16 protein-coding genes and 2 pseudogenes are annotated in these 15,813 nt (G+C 67.9%); 3 read left to right on the forward strand and 15 right to left on the reverse strand.

What is annotated here, in order from left to right; all coding sequences use genetic code 11:
• From rpsC to O3Q52_RS02630, 11 genes and pseudogenes are all read right to left on the reverse strand, one after another.
• Positions 1-710 (reverse strand): 30S ribosomal protein S3 (gene rpsC, locus O3Q52_RS02580; protein ID WP_269647132.1); only part of this gene is annotated, 710 nt, incomplete at its 3' end.
• Complete coding sequence (gene rplV / locus O3Q52_RS02585; protein ID WP_184575744.1) at positions 710-1,057, reverse strand: 50S ribosomal protein L22; 348 nt, start codon at positions 1,055-1,057, stop codon at positions 710-712. The genes rplV and rpsC, both read right to left, overlap by 1 nt.
• 42 nt (positions 1,058-1,099) lie before the next feature.
• The gene (rpsS, locus tag O3Q52_RS02590; protein ID WP_006376029.1) at positions 1,100-1,381 is read right to left on the reverse strand and encodes a 30S ribosomal protein S19; all 282 of its coding nucleotides are present in this window, start codon (positions 1,379-1,381) and stop codon (positions 1,100-1,102) included.
• A 12-nt stretch (positions 1,382-1,393) separates the two neighbouring features.
• Positions 1,394-2,230: a 50S ribosomal protein L2 gene (rplB, locus tag O3Q52_RS02595; RefSeq protein WP_152787310.1), complete on the reverse strand. Its 837-nt coding sequence runs from the start codon at positions 2,228-2,230 to the stop codon at positions 1,394-1,396.
• Positions 2,231-2,269: 39 nt separating this feature from the next.
• Positions 2,270-2,686 (reverse strand): 50S ribosomal protein L23, encoded by a 417-nt coding sequence (gene rplW / locus O3Q52_RS02600; RefSeq protein ID WP_143642849.1) that lies wholly within the window; start codon positions 2,684-2,686, stop codon positions 2,270-2,272.
• On the reverse strand, positions 2,686-3,351 hold the full coding sequence (gene rplD / locus O3Q52_RS02605; RefSeq protein WP_269647133.1) for a 50S ribosomal protein L4: 666 nt from the start codon (positions 3,349-3,351) through the stop codon (positions 2,686-2,688). The genes rplW and rplD overlap by 1 nt, the downstream gene beginning before the upstream one ends.
• A 7-nt stretch (positions 3,352-3,358) precedes the next feature.
• Positions 3,359-4,003: a 50S ribosomal protein L3 gene (rplC, locus tag O3Q52_RS02610; RefSeq protein WP_055614929.1), complete on the reverse strand. Its 645-nt coding sequence runs from the start codon at positions 4,001-4,003 to the stop codon at positions 3,359-3,361.
• A gap of 17 nt (positions 4,004-4,020) precedes the next feature.
• Positions 4,021-4,329 (reverse strand): 30S ribosomal protein S10, encoded by a 309-nt coding sequence (gene rpsJ / locus O3Q52_RS02615; protein ID WP_003948644.1) that lies wholly within the window; start codon positions 4,327-4,329, stop codon positions 4,021-4,023.
• A gap of 611 nt (positions 4,330-4,940) precedes the next feature.
• Entirely contained in the window at positions 4,941-5,660 is a 720-nt protein-coding gene (locus tag O3Q52_RS02620; RefSeq protein WP_269647134.1) for a hypothetical protein, read from the reverse strand.
• 581 nt (positions 5,661-6,241) lie between these two features.
• Positions 6,242-7,264 (reverse strand): annotated as a pseudogene (locus O3Q52_RS02625) (putative T7SS-secreted protein); the annotation flags it as partial.
• A 132-nt stretch (positions 7,265-7,396) separates the two neighbouring features.
• Positions 7,397-7,612 (reverse strand): hypothetical protein, encoded by a 216-nt coding sequence (locus O3Q52_RS02630; RefSeq protein ID WP_269647135.1) that lies wholly within the window; start codon positions 7,610-7,612, stop codon positions 7,397-7,399.
• A gap of 106 nt (positions 7,613-7,718) precedes the next feature.
• Between O3Q52_RS02630 and O3Q52_RS02635 the strand changes: the two are divergent.
• The 3 genes and pseudogenes from O3Q52_RS02635 (at position 7,719) to O3Q52_RS02650 (ending at position 9,995) form a co-directional block, all read left to right on the forward strand.
• A pseudogene (locus O3Q52_RS02635) lies at positions 7,719-8,632 on the forward strand (helix-turn-helix domain-containing protein).
• 76 nt (positions 8,633-8,708) lie between these two features.
• Positions 8,709-9,056: a hypothetical protein gene (locus tag O3Q52_RS02640; RefSeq protein WP_269647136.1), complete on the forward strand. Its 348-nt coding sequence runs from the start codon at positions 8,709-8,711 to the stop codon at positions 9,054-9,056.
• Positions 9,057-9,398: 342 nt separating this feature from the next.
• Positions 9,399-9,995, forward strand: coding sequence for a Uma2 family endonuclease (locus O3Q52_RS02650; protein WP_269647137.1), 597 nt, complete (start codon positions 9,399-9,401; stop codon positions 9,993-9,995).
• 18 nt (positions 9,996-10,013) lie between these two features.
• Here the strand turns inward: O3Q52_RS02650 and O3Q52_RS02655 are convergent, their stop codons facing one another.
• The 4 genes from O3Q52_RS02655 to O3Q52_RS02670 form a co-directional block, all read right to left on the reverse strand.
• Positions 10,014-11,084, reverse strand: coding sequence for an endo-1,4-beta-xylanase (locus O3Q52_RS02655; RefSeq protein ID WP_269647138.1), 1,071 nt, complete (start codon positions 11,082-11,084; stop codon positions 10,014-10,016).
• A 53-nt stretch (positions 11,085-11,137) separates the two neighbouring features.
• Positions 11,138-14,287, reverse strand: coding sequence for a glycosyl hydrolase 115 family protein (locus O3Q52_RS02660; protein ID WP_269647139.1), 3,150 nt, complete (start codon positions 14,285-14,287; stop codon positions 11,138-11,140).
• A gap of 173 nt (positions 14,288-14,460) precedes the next feature.
• Entirely contained in the window at positions 14,461-15,069 is a 609-nt protein-coding gene (locus O3Q52_RS02665) for a hypothetical protein (protein WP_269647140.1), read from the reverse strand.
• Positions 15,066-15,620 (reverse strand): RNA polymerase sigma factor, encoded by a 555-nt coding sequence (locus O3Q52_RS02670; protein WP_269647172.1) that lies wholly within the window; start codon positions 15,618-15,620, stop codon positions 15,066-15,068. Before O3Q52_RS02670 ends, O3Q52_RS02665 begins: the two co-directional genes overlap by 4 nt.
• Positions 15,621-15,813: the final 193 nt, after the last annotated feature.

The following is a 15,813-nucleotide window of genomic DNA, read 5'->3' on the forward strand; positions in this document are numbered from 1 at the left end:
GCCGGGCGGTCGCGGCCCGGGCCGCCACCGCGGGCCGGGCGGTTACCCGCGCGGGCTGCGGCGTTCTCGGCGCGGACCTCGGCGATGTTCTTGACGTCGCCCTTGTAGATCCAGACCTTCACACCGATGCGGCCGAAGGTCGTCTTGGCCTCGAAGAAGCCGTAGTCGACGTTCGCGCGGAGCGTGTGCAGGGGCACACGGCCCTCGCGGTAGAACTCCGAGCGGGACATCTCGGCGCCGCCGAGACGGCCACCACACTGGATCTTGATGCCCTTGGCGCCGGCCTTCATCGTGCCCTGCATGCTCTTGCGCATGGCACGACGGAAGGAGACGCGGGAGGACAGCTGCTCGGCGACGGCCTGGGCCACCAGCTGAGCGTCCGTCTCCGGGCTCTTGACCTCAAGGATGTTCAGCTGGACCTGCTTGCCGGTCAGCTTCTCGAGGTCGCCGCGGATGCGGTCGGCCTCGGCGCCACGACGGCCGATGACGATGCCCGGGCGCGCGGTGTGGATGTCCACACGGACGCGGTCACGGGTGCGCTCGATCTCAACCTTCGAGATGCCGGCGCGCTCCATGCCGGACGTCATCATCCGACGGATGGCGACGTCTTCCTTGACGTAGTCCTTGTACAGCTTGTCGGCGTACCAACGGGACTTGAAGTCCGTGGTGATGCCGAGCCGGAACCCATGCGGGTTAACCTTCTGGCCCATTACCGGGTTCCTTCCTTGCTGCTGACGACCACGGTGATGTGGCTGGTCCGCTTGCGGATCCGGTAGGCACGGCCCTGGGCACGCGGACGGAACCGCTTCAGGGTCGGGCCCTCGTCGACGAAGGCCTCGGAGATGACAAGGCTGCCGGCGTCGGTGTGGTCGTAGTTGTGTGCGGCGTTGGCAATGGCGCTGTCAAGCACCTTGCCGACCGGCACGCTCGCGGCCTGCGGGGCGAAACGCAGGACCGCCTGAGCCTCCGTGGCATCCATGCCACGGATAAGGTCCACCACGCGGCGGGCCTTCATGGGCGTGACGCGGATGTACCGCGCCTGGGCCCTGGCTTCCATGGTTGTCCTTCCAGTGTCTGTCATGGTCGATTCCACCCCGCGTTAGCGGCGCTTCGACTTCCGGTCGTCCTTGACGTGACCCCGGAAGGTGCGCGTCGGCGAGAACTCGCCGAGCTTGTGGCCGACCATCGACTCGGTGACAAACACCGGGATGTGGGTCTTGCCGTTGTGCACCGCGATCGTGTGGCCGAGCATGGCCGGGATGATCATCGAGCGACGGGACCAGGTCTTGATGACGTTCTTGGAACCGGCTTCGTTCTGTACGTCCACCTTCTTGATGAGGTGGTCGTCGACGAAGGGCCCCTTCTTGAGACTGCGCGGCATCTAAACCCGCTCCTAGCGCTTCTTGTTCGTCTTGCGGCGGCGGACGATGTACTTGTTCGAAGCCTTCTTCGGCGAACGAGTACGACCCTCCTTCTGACCCCACGGCGAGACCGGGTGACGTCCACCGGAGGTCTTGCCTTCACCACCACCGTGCGGGTGGTCAACCGGGTTCATCGCCACACCGCGAACGGTCGGGCGGACGCCCAGCCAGCGCTTGCGGCCGGCCTTGCCCCAGTTGATGTTGCTCTGCTCGGCGTTGCCGACCTCGCCGACCGTGGCGCGGCAGCGCTGGTCGACCAGGCGGATCTCACCGGACGGCATGCGGAGGTGGGCCATCGAGCCCTCCTTCGCGAGCAGCTGTACGGAGGCACCGGCGGAGCGGGCGAACTTGGCGCCGCCACCGGGACGGAGCTCGATCGCGTGGATCGTGGTACCGACCGGGATGTTGCGGAGCGCCAGGTTGTTGCCCGGCTTGATGTCGGCCCCGGGACCGTTCTCGACGCGGTCGCCCTGCGACAGGTTGCGGGGGGCGAGGATGTAGCGCTTCTCGCCGTCCGCGTAGTGAAGCAGCGCGATGCGCGCGGTGCGGTTGGGGTCGTACTCGATGTGCGCGACCTTCGCCGGCACGCCGTCCTTGTCATGGCGACGGAAGTCGATGACGCGGTAGGCGCGCTTGTGTCCGCCACCCTGGTGGCGAACGGTCACACGACCGGAATTGTTACGGCCGCCCTTGCTGTGCAGGGGGCGAACCAGCGACTTCTCCGGCGTGGACCGCGTGACCTCGACGAAGTCGGCGACGCTGGAGCCACGACGGCCCGGCGTAGTCGGCTTGTACTTGCGGATTCCCATTTCTCAGTCCTCGTCCGATATTCGGACCAGGGCGCTCCGTTAGGAGGCCTGGCCGAAGATGTCGATACGGTCGCCCTCAGCGAGGGTCACGATCGCGCGCTTGCTGTCCGCACGCTTGCCGAAGCCGGTGCGGGTGCGCTTGCGCTTGCCCTGACGGTTGATCGTGTTGACCCCGGTGACCTTGACCGAGAAGACCGCCTGGACGGCCTCCTTGATCTGCGTCTTGTTGGAGCCGGGCGCGACGATGAAGGTGTACTTGCCCTCGTCGAGAAGCGCGTAGCTCTTCTCCGAGACGACCGGCTTGAGGAGCACGTCACGGGGATCCGTGAAGGACTTGCTCAGCGGGGTCTCGACGGTGTTCTTGCCCTCGGTGGCGTGGCGCTTCGCCTTGGCGACGCGCGCGACCTTCTTGGCCTTGGCGGCCTTCGAGGCGATGCTCGGGTGACGCGTAGCCATCAGGCTTCGCTCCCTTCGGTGTCAGCGTTCCGCTCTGCGGAGGGCGCGCCAGACACGAAGGACTCGAAAGCGGCCTGGGTGAAGACCACGTCGTCCGAGACGAGAACGTCGTACGTGTTCAGCTGGCCCGGCTCCAGGATGTGCACCTGGGGCAGGTTGCGTGCGGAGAGCAGGCCCTGCTCGTCCTCGCGGGAGATGACCAGGAGCACGTTCTTGCGCTCGCTGATCTTGCCCAGCAGGGACTTCGCGGCCTTCGTGGAGATCTCGCCGTCGACCACGCCGGTGACGACGTGGATGCGAGCGTTGCGGGCCCGGTCGGTGAGGGCGTGGCGCAGGGCCGCGGCCTTCATCTTCTTCGGGGTCCGCTGCGAGTAGTCACGCGGCACGGGACCGTGCACGACGCCACCACCGGCGAACTGGGGCGCGCGGGTCGAGCCCTGACGGGCGCGGCCGGTGCCCTTCTGGCGGTACGGCTTCTTGCCGCCACCGCGAACCTCGCCACGGGTCTTGGTCTTGTGCGTGCCCTGGCGGGCAGCGGCCAGCTGGGCGACGACGACCTGGTGGATCAGCGGAATGCTGATCTTCTCGACGTCGAAGATCTCCGCGGGGAGCTCGACCGTCCCGGTCTTGTCGCCTGCCGGCGAAAGGATGTCAACAGTGCTCATCGTTACCTCAGGCCCCCTTGGCCGCGGTGCGGACCAGGACGAGGCCGCCGTTCGGACCGGGAACCGCGCCCTTGATGAGCAGCAGACCCTTCTCCGCGTCAACGGCGTGGACGGTCAGGTTCTGGGTGGTGACCCGCTCGTTGCCCATGCGACCCGCCATGCGGAGGCCCTTGAACACACGGCCCGGGGTGGCACAGCCACCGATGGAGCCGGGAGAGCGGTGCTTGCGCTGGGTGCCGTGACCGGCGCCGAGGCCCTTGAAGTTGTGACGCTTCATGACACCGGCGAAGCCCTTGCCCTTGCTCTTGCCGGTCACGTCCACCTTCACGCCGGCCTCGAAGACCTCCGCGGAGATCTCCTGACCCAGCGTGTACTCGGAGGCGTCCGCGGTGCGGATCTCGACGAGGTGGCGGCGGGGGGTGACGTCGGCCTTGGCGAAGTGACCCTTGAGGGGCTTGTTCACCTTGCGCGGGTCGATCTCGCCGAAGGCGATCTGGACCGCTTCGTAGCCGTCGGAGTCGTTCGTACGGACCTGGGTGACGACGTTGGGGGAGGCCTTGACGACCGTCACGGGAACAACACGGTTGTTCTCGTCCCACACCTGCGTCATGCCGAGCTTCTCGCCCAGGATGCCCTTGATCTGCTTAGCCATTCTCAGATCACCGGCCCCTAGAGCTTGATCTCGATGTCGACACCGGCCGGGAGGTCGAGTCGCATCAGGGAGTCAACGGTCTTGGGCGTCGGGTCGAGGATGTCGATCAGGCGCTTGTGCGTGCGCATCTCGAAGTGCTCGCGCGAGTCCTTGTACTTGTGCGGCGACTTGATGACGCAGTACACGTTCTTCTCAGTGGGCAGCGGCACCGGGCCCGCGACAGACGCACCAGTTCGCGTCACCGTCTCGACGATCTTCTTCGCCGAGCTGTCGATGACCTCGTGGTCGTAGGCCTTGAGCCGGATGCGGATCTTCTGTCCCGCCATGGCTACTCAGTAGTCCTTAGTCTCGTTTAACGCTCTGGAACCCGGGGGTTCGCGTCCCTTGCCTCCGACCCACGCGGTCGGGCGTGTCGCGCTCCTGCTGACAGAGATGTCCACGAGTGGATTTCCCTGCCGAGGGACGCGGCTGAGCCCAAAAGACAACCGCTGGACCGGGGGCTGAACACCCACCGGGCGCCTGGTCGGCACCCCGCTGACACTTCCCGGAAGATTCCCGTACGTCCGCTCCAGCGCTGCCTTACGGCAGTTGGAGCGACGAGTACTGTGGGACTCGCTTCCGGTCCTCCCGGCGGGAGGCGCGCAGCATCGGCACTCAACCGAGCAACCCCGACAGTCTGCCATACGGGGCATACGGCTGGCCAATCGAGCCGGAGAGAATACCCCCAGGGTGACGCAGGTCAAACACAGGCTCGCAGGGGAGCGGGGCGGGCGCCCTCCACGGGGCCGCTGGCCGCGAGCCGCCACAACGCCGACCGTCACCGCCGGCCGCCTGGACGATCTCCCGCCGCCAGGTCTCACAGCCGTCCTGCACTCGCGACACGATCGCGGTCGCTCGCGGTCGGCGGGCCTGCCCCCGGCCCGCGTCGTCCGGCTTCTCAGCCCCGGGGCTCGTCGCGTTCGAGTGCGTCGAAGTCGATCGGCCGATAGCCCGGGGCGTAGCCACGCAGGAACACGGCCGCCTCCGTCGGCAGGGGCGGGGTCGCGATCACCGCGTACTCCAGTACGCGCTTCGGGGCGAAGTACTTCCAGAACTCGTACTCCGGCTCCCCCGCCGCGAGGCCCGGATACCGGTCCGTGACGCCGAGGCTGTCCAGGAGTTCGGGAAGCGTGGCATCGGCGAGATTCGCCATCGGCTCACGCGGGAGCACGATCCGCTCCACACCGGGGTCGAGACGAGGCTGCTTCCCTTGCGCGATGTCCTCCAACTGGGGCCGGTCCAGCACGTACCAGGGCCCGGCATACTCCTGCACGAGCCAGCTGTCCCGGGTGTCACTGCGGTGGATGGCGCATTCGTCGCCCCGGAAGATCTGCTCGACGTAGCCGAGACCGGGCTGGATCAGGGTCTGGGTCTCGCCGGCCGCCTGATACGTGATCTCCCTTCCGTGCCCTGTCGCGATCTGCGCGAACTCGGCGGCGAACTCCGACCGGGCGGGCGAGGCACGCAGGCAGGAGAAGTGGAGCGACCCGACCACGAACGCGTGGTCCTCCTGCCAGGTCGCCCGCATGAGGCGGTACGAAGGAACACTGCTGGCCCACCCGGGGATGTGCAGGACGAATTCCCCGCAGAAGACACACGAAGCATGTTCATTACTCATTACAGCTTTCCCTTTCCGCGGCGCGGTTCATGCCAAGGTATGCACATCGGTCATCCCATTCGCACGGGAACGATGAACCCCAATGGATTCACCGGACCACCCTCAGGATATGTCCCCTGCGGCAGCTCACGGATTCCCGCACCGTCGAAGAATCTCAGATTTCCGTCCCTGCTGACGACCACTTCCATATGATCCGACGCTTTGTATTCCAGGTCCCGCGACATGCTGTTGGGAATTCCCCGCGCCTCTTCTATTCGGTTGGGCGGTCCGGGAATTCGGTCTTCCGGGTGCGTATGGGCGATGAAATCGTAGTCCTGTCCCCTGAGGTCCCGTGGAATGGAACTCGTCCGCTCCGTCCCCCGGAAGAGACGCAGATCTCCCGCCGGATTCTGGATGATCGCGTGCTCGACCCCGTGGAAGCTCTGGAGTTCGGAGAGATGGGAAACATTCACCTCTCCGGGCCGGATGGGTATGTGCCCGTTCTCCAGCGCCCGGGTGAGCTGCCTGGCCTTCGGGGACAGCGCCCGGTAAGGGATCTGGCCACCCGGCATGCGGGCTCCGCCCTTGAAGACGCCGCTCATGCCGCGAACGCCCTCGGCCATGCCCTTGAGCCCGGCCTTGAGCCCGTTCATGGTCCGGAGGCCCTTGAGCCCCTTGGCGAGTCCGCCGAGGGTGGTGAGGCCCTTCATTCCGGGTATGCAGTCCAGCGCCGCGAAGGCCACATCCCACAGGGACGCCTGCCCCTTCATGTATTTGTTGAGGGTGTCGGCCAGGACGACGAGCGCCGCGATGAGAACGATCGCGCCGAGAATCGGTCCGCCGATGATCAGGGCGATGATGCCCAGAACGGCCACGACGACCTTGCAGACCGCGACGATGGTGTCCCAGTTGTCGGTGAACCAGTCCCCGACCTCCTCGTACCACTTACGGTTCTGGATCCCCGCGTCGGACGCCTCGTCCAGCTTCCGCTTGGCGTCCCCGGCCGCGTCCTCACGCATCTTGCGCGCGTCCGCCGCCATCTTCTTCGCGGCATCGAGGGCATTGGAGGCAGAGGTGACATCCGACTGGGCGGACGTCTGCGCGGACTCCGCGCTCTGCGCATCCCTCGTCGCGGCACGGACCTTGGACTCGTCCGGCTTCGGGACATCCTTGCCCGCGTCCTTGTCCTCCTTGTACTTGTCCGCTTCCTTGTTGGCCCGGGTCACCCACGAATCAGCCGACGAGAGACGGGACTTGGCAGAGGAGAGGTCCGCCTGGGCCTCACGCCCCTGGGCCAGCGCCTTGTCGGCAAGGGCCTGCGCACGCTCCAACTGCGGCCAGTACGCCGCCAGCGCATCCCCCGCCAGGTCGTACGACTTCTTGAGCTTCTTCAGGTTCTTCGGAACGCCGGAGAACTCGTCCCGGAACACATCGGCGGTCTTGCCCACCATCGTCAGGACGGCGTCTTCCTCCGCCATCCCCTTCACCAACCGCAGAGCATCCTGCACATCGTCCGCGAAGTCGTGCAGGCTCTTCGCCAGCGACTTCACCCGGACCGGATCCCCCGGCGTCGGATCCTTCTCCAGGTCCAGGACATGCCAGTCCGTCGGCCGATACCCCGCCACGCCTCATCCCCCGTCACGCCAGTACCAAAAGCATCCGTGTGCACACGTGAACTTACCGGGAACACCGGTGCGATCAAGCTGCAGCCCGAGACTGCGAAACCGATCACGACAGGAGCGGCACTCCAACTGGGCTCAGGCAGACACGAGAAGCTTCTCCAGCTCAAGGTCGTACGCGCGAAACGCGGCCCGCCCACTCTCCGGTGCCTCCGAATACGGGTGGAGGATGCCCGGCAGGTGGGCAACCCGCCACATGCGGAAGGCCGATTCAGGGGAGTTGCGGCCCGAGGGGTCCGCCAGGTCGGAGGCGATGCCGAGGATCTCGTGCTCGCCCCGCGACAACCGAGACACCCAGCAAGCCAACCAGCAAGACAACTTCAGAACATGCGACGGCCCCCGTCCGGGACTGCAATCCCGATCGAGGGCCTGACCACCGAGGAAGCAAGGACCCTTCCCGATGGATAAGCAGAACCCTAGCGCGCCCCCGTGCGCCCAGCCCTGGATTCCGCGGGGCATCACCCACATCAACGTCCCCCACACCACCCGCTTCACGGTGATCGGCAACCATCTCGCCCAGCACCCGGAGCTGTCCGGGCTCGCGATCGGGCTCGCCGTCCACATCCAGTCGCTGCCCACCGGTGCCCGCGCAGACATCAAGACGCTCGCGGCCCGCTTCCCCGAGGGCGAGACGAGAATCGCGGCGGCCCTACGGGAGTTGGAGACGCACGGCTATCTCGCCCGAACCCGCGAGCGCCTGCCGAGCGGCCGCGTAGTCACACACACGGTGTCGTACAACCGGCCGAGGAACACCGACGCCCAGGAGCCCCGACCCACGACTCCCCAGCCGAAGCCTGCTCCCACGCCGACGCTGACCTCTGCCCCGGCCCCGGCGCCTGCCCCCGCCCCCGTACGGCCCGACGCCGAGGTTCCACCGAGCCCCACCCCAGACCCCCACCCCAGAAACCCTCTCCCCACCCCCGAACCGCACACCCACCACTCAGCCGCCCACCACACAGCCACCGCCCTCCTCGCGAGCCTGCACCGCGACGACCCCCGCCTACTGCTCGCGGAGCGTGACGTACGCCGCCTCGCCCCCGCCGTCACCGCCTGGCTGGACCGCGGAGCCGCCCCCGAAGCCGTCGCCGCACCCTGACGGCGAGCCTCCCCGAGGCCCCCCTCCGCCACCCGGCCGGTCTCCTGGCCCACCGCCTCACCGAACTGCTCCCACCCCCACTCCCCGCGGCCCCGGCAGCCCGGGCAGCCGTACGCCCACTCCCCCTCCAGAACTGCGACGGCTGCGACCGCGCCTTCCGGGCCCCGGGCCCCGGCCGCTGCCGCGACTGCCGATCCGATCTCCTGGAGGCCGCCTAGCATGAGCGCTCACCGCCGGTACCGGACGGTGCCTCCATGGCCGGATACCTTGATCGGGGCACCCCTGGAGGACACCATGCGCACACGGTCCGACCATGGACACGAGCTGATCCCCCGCCCCGACAAGACTCCCGAAGCCCTACGCGCTGCCCTCGCCGTCATCGCCCCCGATCGTCTGGAGGAGATGCAGGCCGAGAAGGACGAAGCCTTCGCCAAAGCAGTCGAGTGGCAGTCCGTGACTCCGGTGCAGAGCTGGGTCCTGATCTGGGCCAGGGAGATCGAAATCGCCCGCCGCCCCGACCTGTCGACTCGCTACGCCGACGCGAAGAGCAATCTGGAGCACGAGGACTCGACGACCGCGCAGGAAGCCCTACGGGAGCTGAGCGCCGTCCTGGACGAGGCGAAGAAGGCAGTCCGCGCGTGAGCTGAAAGTGGGAGTAGGCCTTCGGCGCGGAGGCAGCCGCCCGCACCGCTCCCGCCGCTTTCCTGTCCGGTGTGGAGAGAAGGGCAGACGAACTGGTCAGGGCTGCCGAGGCTTTACACGTCCACGGTCGGGCTCATGAGGGGATCGACCCGAGGGGCGGCGACATCATCGTCCCCGGCGGCATGTTCACGTATCAGGTCGTCGTGCGCAGCGAGCGTGTCTAAGTTGTCCAGATCACCTGTCTGGGTTTCTGAACCGCAGAACGCCGCCCACTGCTCTGTTCCACAGCCACCTCCGATCGCTGCCGCGACCGTAGGTCCGAGTTGATGGAGATCGCTCAGCATGACGACTCGCCAGGGGTATCGGACGATGCGGAGTGTCATCCAAGCCTTGGACGACACCCTTCCCGGCAAGTTCGAGCTCACCGAGGAAGGGATCATCCATGACCTCGCAGCACCCAATTGTCCTCACGAACTGTCCTGGTCTCACCTGCGGAAACGCCTTGAGAAGGTGATGCAGGACAGCCTCGTCGCCCATACCGGTACCCCAGACGTGGAAAACGAGCCCGGGCGCATCATGCGCCGTCCCGACGTAATGGTGATCGCGACAGCAGACATGGAGGGCGACGGGGCCTTCGACCCTCATACGCTCATCGCCGCCATCGAAGTCGTCTCCCGCTCCAACCCCGACAACGACTGGGTCGGCAAGATGCGCGACCACGCCCTGCTCGGCATCCCGATCTACGTGATCTTCGATCCACGCACGGGCGAGGGCGCCGTCCTCTCCGACATCCACGCAACCCCGAGCGGCCCCCGCTACGCGACCCGCAAGGACTTCGTCTACGGCGAGGACGTCACCATCGGCGACTGGACGATCTCGACGGAAAACCTGCCGCGCTACGCGGACAAGGAGAAGGTCAAGCCCGAGGGCACCGGCTGACACAGCCCCTGGTCAACGTCAACGCCCCTCCGCCAGCCCCTCCCCCACAGCCCCATAAGCCGGTTTCCGTCCGAAGTCCTCCGTCATCAACGTCGCCGCCCCCTGCCCCGCGAAAACCCCCGGCACCCACGAGTACTTGTCCGTGAACCCCCACACGGTGAAGGACTTGCAGCTCCGCGCCCCCAGGCAGGCGTCCAACAGCCCCCGGAAGTACGTCGCCTGCGTGGCGAGCTTCTCCGCATCCGCAGGCAGGATCATCCGTACGTCCACCTCGGTGAAAGCGGTCTGCATTCCCAGCCGTTCGAACCGCGCGAGGTTCCCCGCCACGTCCCCCGGGAAGCCGTACTGGATGGCCAGGTGCCCCTGGATCCCGAAGCCCTGCACCGGAACGCCCTCCGCCCGGAGCCGCTTCGCCAAGTCGTAGTAGGCGGTCGACTTCGCGTTGACGCCCTCCACGTTGTAGTCGTTCAGGAAGAGCTTCGCCTTCGGGTCGGCCGCGTGGGCCCAGCGGAAGGCGTCGGCGATGTACGACGGTCCGAGCTTCTGCAGCCAGATCGAGTTCCGCAGCGAACCGTCCTCCTCGAAGACCTCGTTCACCACGTCCCACTGCTGGATCCTGCCCTTGTACCGCTTGACCTCCGTGGTGACGTGCTTGCGCAGGATCCCCCGAAGCTCCCCCGCTCCGATCGAACCGTCCGCCACCCCCGCCGTCAGCCACCCCGGCAACTGGCTGTGCCACACCAACGTGTGACCGCGCACAACCTGCCCCCGCTCCCGCGCGAACCGCACCAACTCATCCGCCCCCGACCAGTCGTACGTCCCCCGCGTCGGCTCGACGACCTCCCACTTCATGACGTTCTCGGCGGTAACGGAGTTGAACTCACGCCCGGTCGCCCGCCGATACGCCGTGTCGTCGGCCAGTGCCGCCATGTCCACGGCCGTACCGATCCGCAGGTCGGCACGCTCGGCGAGCGTCCGCAGCGGAACCGGTGACAGCTCATCCGCGGAAGCCGTCTGTACGCCCATGACGCCCGTGACCAGCAGCGTCGCACTGAGCAGCCCGACAACAGGCATGCGGAACTTCTTCATGTGCGGTCCCTCCAATGAATACGGCTCGACGAGTACGCCTCAGCGAACGCAGTTCAACGAACGCGGTAGCTCTCCAGCGGCCCCAGATACGTCGGCGTCAACCCACCCGTATCGATCACCAGTCGCTGCACGACCACCGTCGGATCGACCATCCAGAACTTCAGCCGGTGCACCCCGGCAGCCCCGATGGTGTGGCGCGTAGACGTGCGATTGACGTTGTCCGATGTGTTGCGGGCCCACTCGATGTCCATCAGCCCGTCATCGGCACCCGTGGCCGCATGGATGTCGACGATCTGCGGGGCGTCCCCGTCGAACGAGATCCCGTACCGCAGCCCGCCCGTCGGCAAGGCCGGGTTCCGCGGAGACAGATACGCCCACACCGTGACCTCACCCGCGGACAGCAGGCTCACCTCGTACTCCAGCCGCGGAGACGAGCCGCCCGGCGTCCGCCTCGGAGCCGTCACCGGCCATGGCGTGACCCCCGCCCCCGTACGCCCGATCCCGTCGATCCGCCGCCACGTCCCCACCGAGCGCTCGAAGTGCTCGGCATCGACGGCCACGTACCCACCCGCCTCGACGAACCCCCGCAGCCCACGGACTCCACGCGCCCCACTCACCCCACGCGCCGACGGCTGCTCGGCAACCACCCCGACCGTCACCACCGCACCCGCCCCCTCCACGGTCACCGACGCCTCCGTACGCCCCTGCGGAGCCCGGGCCCAGTCCACCGTCACCACCGCCCGCACCTGCTTCTCGACCCGACCCCGCGGACGGTCGACCCTGATCCACGGCACCGACGGCGTGATCCGGTAGTCGAAGGCCGTACGCCCCCGGTTGAAGACCTCGATGTACTGGTCGGGCCGGGTCTGGTACGGGCTGAAGACGGGCAGCGCTGCCTCGCCGGAGGCACGCGAACCCGGCCACCACTCCCCCGACTCCACCCCGTCCACCGCCACCCCCATCTCCGCCCCCACCGGCACCTCGACCCGCTTCACCGCCGGAAAGATCTCATCCGGAAGAGCCACGTTGTCCCGCTCCGGCTGCTGCCACGGCGCGTTCGGCCCGTACCGCTCCACGTCCCCGTACCCGATGTGCGGCTGCGTCTGGAAGCCGCGCCATTTCCCGCCCGCCACCCGGGAGTTGAAGCGCTCGGCGAGAGCGAAGTCCCGGGCGAGCCCGGCCTCCGCGTCCGCCGCCAGGTCATTCGTCGCGGCCCGCCCCTGACGCGCGTACAGCAGGTTGGTGAACTCGGCCTGCCGCAACCCGTACAGGTTGGCCGTCGCCTCCACCGCGTACCCGACGAGCTCGAACCACGCGTCCTGGTCCGCGGCCGGCAGCCGTCGGCCGATCCGCTCCGCGTCCCTCCCCAGCCGCCGCCACTCCTCCGTCACCCGCTCCAGCTCACGGTGACCGAAGTGGAAGGGCGTCTGCTGGTCGTCGTACACGACCTTCCCGTCCACCAGCGTGATTCTGCGGTTCAGCAACTCCGGCTTACGGCGCGACTGGAGCTGCGCGTACCTCGCCAGCACCGACGCGATCTCGGAAGCAAGCGCCCCGCCGAAGTTCTGCCGCGCATACCTCCGCTCCCACTCCCCCAGCCTCTCCAGCGGCCAACGCCCCGGATCCCAGGCGTAGTCGAGGAAGAACTCGGTCGGCAGCTCGTTCCCCTTCAGGTCGCCGACGTTCGTGACCCACAACTCCCGGTTCCCGTACTCGGCCGCCTGCTGGAGCTGGTCCCACATGTTCGGCAGCGAAGTGGTGTCCACCCACTTGTAGTTGCGGCCGACGCCGACGTAGTCGAAGTGGTAGTACAGCCCGTACCCGCCGCCCCGAAGCGCCTCCGCCGGATCCGGATGCTTGCGGATGTTCCCCCAGTTGTCGTCCGTCAGTACGACGGTCACGTCATCCGGGGCCCGCAGCCCGCGGTCCCAGTACCGCTGGACCTCCTTGTAGAGCGTCCACACCTGCGGGGTCTCGGCGGCCGGGCGCCCGGTGACGTCCTCGATGATCGACCGCTGCGTCGCGATGATCTCCCGCATCAGCTCGATGCCGTCGCCGTCGGGCAGGCTCGTGTCCCCGTTCCCGCGCATCCCGAGCGTGACGACACCCTCGAAGTCCTGGTCGGCCATGCGCCGCACGCCCTCGCGCCAATACGCCCTGATCGCCTCGGAGTTGCGCCGGTACGACCACTCCCCGGTGCCGCCGTAGGGATCGCTCCCCGGCGTCACGACGTTCCCCGCGCTGTCACGCACGGCCGGCACCGCATGCCGGTTCCACTCCTCGATACCCCGCATCATCGGCGCCTCATGAGACGTGCCCATGACAATCCCATACGCCTTCGCCCGCGCATGGTTCTCGGGATCGTCCTCGGCGAACGCCCGCCCCCACACAGCCGGCCACAGATAGTTCGCCTTCAGCCGCAGCAGCACCTCGAAGACCCTGGCGTAGAAGTCCGCGTTGAAGCCGCCGGGATGGCCAGGCGCCTTCCCCGGCCCGAAGAACGCGGGCGCCCACGTCCCCAGCGCCGGGTTCTCGTCGTTGATGAAGACCCCGCGGTACTTCACCGCCGGCGTGCCCTGGCTGTACCGCCCCGGCAGCACGTACACCTCGCTCCGCCGCACCGGCCGCACGTCGTCCCACCAGTACCAGGGCGAGACCCCGATCCCGTACGAGACGTCGTACGCCCCGAAGATCGTGCCGCGCGGATCACTGCCGGCGACGACGAAGGCCCGCTCCACCCCCGGCATCGGCCGCTCGACAACGGTCTGCAGCGAGGTCTCCCACTTGCCCCGGATCCCGCGGACGTCGAGTTTCCCGGCCGCGATCAGCCCGTCGATCAGCGGACTGCTCCCGATCGTCCCGACGAGCACGACCTCCCGCGCCACCGCCGAACCCGGCCGCACCCCCGTCACCCGCCCGATGTCGTCCCGCAGATCCCCTGCCACCCGTACGACTCCGGGATGGTCGTCATCACTGACCACAACCGGCGCCCCCACGAGGGGAAAGGCCCCGGCCTCCGGCGAGAAGGAGACGTACACCCCCGGATCCGTGGGCGCCGGATCCGCAGATCCCGACCCCGCTTCCGCCGCCCACGCGGCACCCGACAACCCGGCGCCCGACAGCGCGACCGACCCGGCCCCCGCCCCGATCCCCGCTGTCACCCCCGCCCCGAGAACCGTTCTACGGCTGACGCGCCCAGACATACCTCACCCCTCGAACATGTCATCCTGAATTTGCTCAGCGGCATGACAAATGGTGGAGGGAGGGGCCCCTGAGGGGAATGGGTCGTCGGCGCCGAATACTTTCGTTACAGCCACCGGCAACAGCAAAGGGGCCCGCACGACCGACGTCGTACGGTCGTACGGGCCCCTCGGTCCTACTTCGATTCCAACGACTCGTCGAATGCCCGCTGCCCGTCCCAGGGCACCTCGTCGCAGGGCTCCACCGCCCCCTTGACCGCGTAGATGCTTGCGGCAGGGCTCATCCGGCCCTTCACCGGTTCGGGCTCCTCGAAGACCAGGGAGTCACCGGAACGCAGTGTGTACTCGTACTTGGGCACCACAGAGGGGTCGCCCGACGAGGTCAGGCTCCAGCGCACCTGGTACACCTCACCACGAGGTTGCGCGCAGACATAGCCGCTCCTGGGCTTGTCCACGCTCACGGTGATGCCCTCGGCCCGGAGCCGCTCGGTCAGTTCCTTCTTCTCTTCCCCGCTCAGCAGGATCTCCTCCACGCTGACCGTGACACTGCCGTCCTCGTGCCGCTCGACGGCGTACGCCTGCGCCCCACCCGTCGACGCCGGCAGCGCCACCACGCCCCCCGCCGCGGCGACACACGCCGCGAGGGCGACCAGCGCCCGGCGAGTGGTGATCCTGCGGCGGATCACCGGCTCCGGCTCTGGCGGGTCCTCGGCCCTGAGAGCGATCTCCCGCTGGAGTTCGTTCAGCAGCCGGTCCTCGAAGGTCTTCGTCGTCCTGGCGCTCATGCCTCTCCCCCTGCGTACGTGAGTGGTGCCTGCTGCCCGCCGGCTCCGGCCGCCGCCGAGCGCAGCGACCTGCGCGCCCGGTGCAGCCGCACCCGGGCGGTGACCTTGCGTATGCCCAGCGCCACGGCGGCCTCGGTGACGCTCAGCTGGTCGACGGCGACGAGTTCGATCACCGCACGCTCGCCGTCGGGGAGCCTGACCAGGGCGGCCAGCGCGCGACGCCCGGCCTCCTCGGCGTCGAGCTTCTCCTCCAGCCGGTCGACGTCGTCGCCTTCCAGCAGCCGACGGCCGGCGATACGGCCGCCGAGCACGTTCTGACGCGCGCTCCTCCGGGCTTCCGCGGCCACCACGTTGCGTGCGATGCCGTACAGCCAGGCCGTCTCGCTCCCGAGGTCGGGGCGGTAGGCACGGGCGGAGTCGATCACCGCGAGGAAGGTCTCGGCGGTGAGATCGGCGACGGTGTGCGGGTCGGTGACCCGCCGGGCCATGAAGCGGGTGACGGTGTCGACATGGCGGCGATAGAAGACCTCGAAGGCGGCCGGGTCGTACATCTCTCCCGGTGGACCGCCCCGGCTTCTGCTGTCGGATGCCAAGGTGTGAACCTCCCGTTGTCCGTCCTGCTGTCACTTCTACTTGGGACAGGGAGCCGAATGCGTTACAGGACGGCCCCGGCGGGCCTGCCGGGAAAGCAAAAGGGCCCGCACGACCGAAGTCGTGCGGGCCCCTTCAAGGAGCTCAGCAATG

This window comes from Streptomyces sp. ActVer, from assembly GCF_027270795.1.
In the GTDB taxonomy this organism is placed as follows: domain Bacteria; phylum Actinomycetota; class Actinomycetes; order Streptomycetales; family Streptomycetaceae; genus Streptomyces; species Streptomyces umbrinus_A.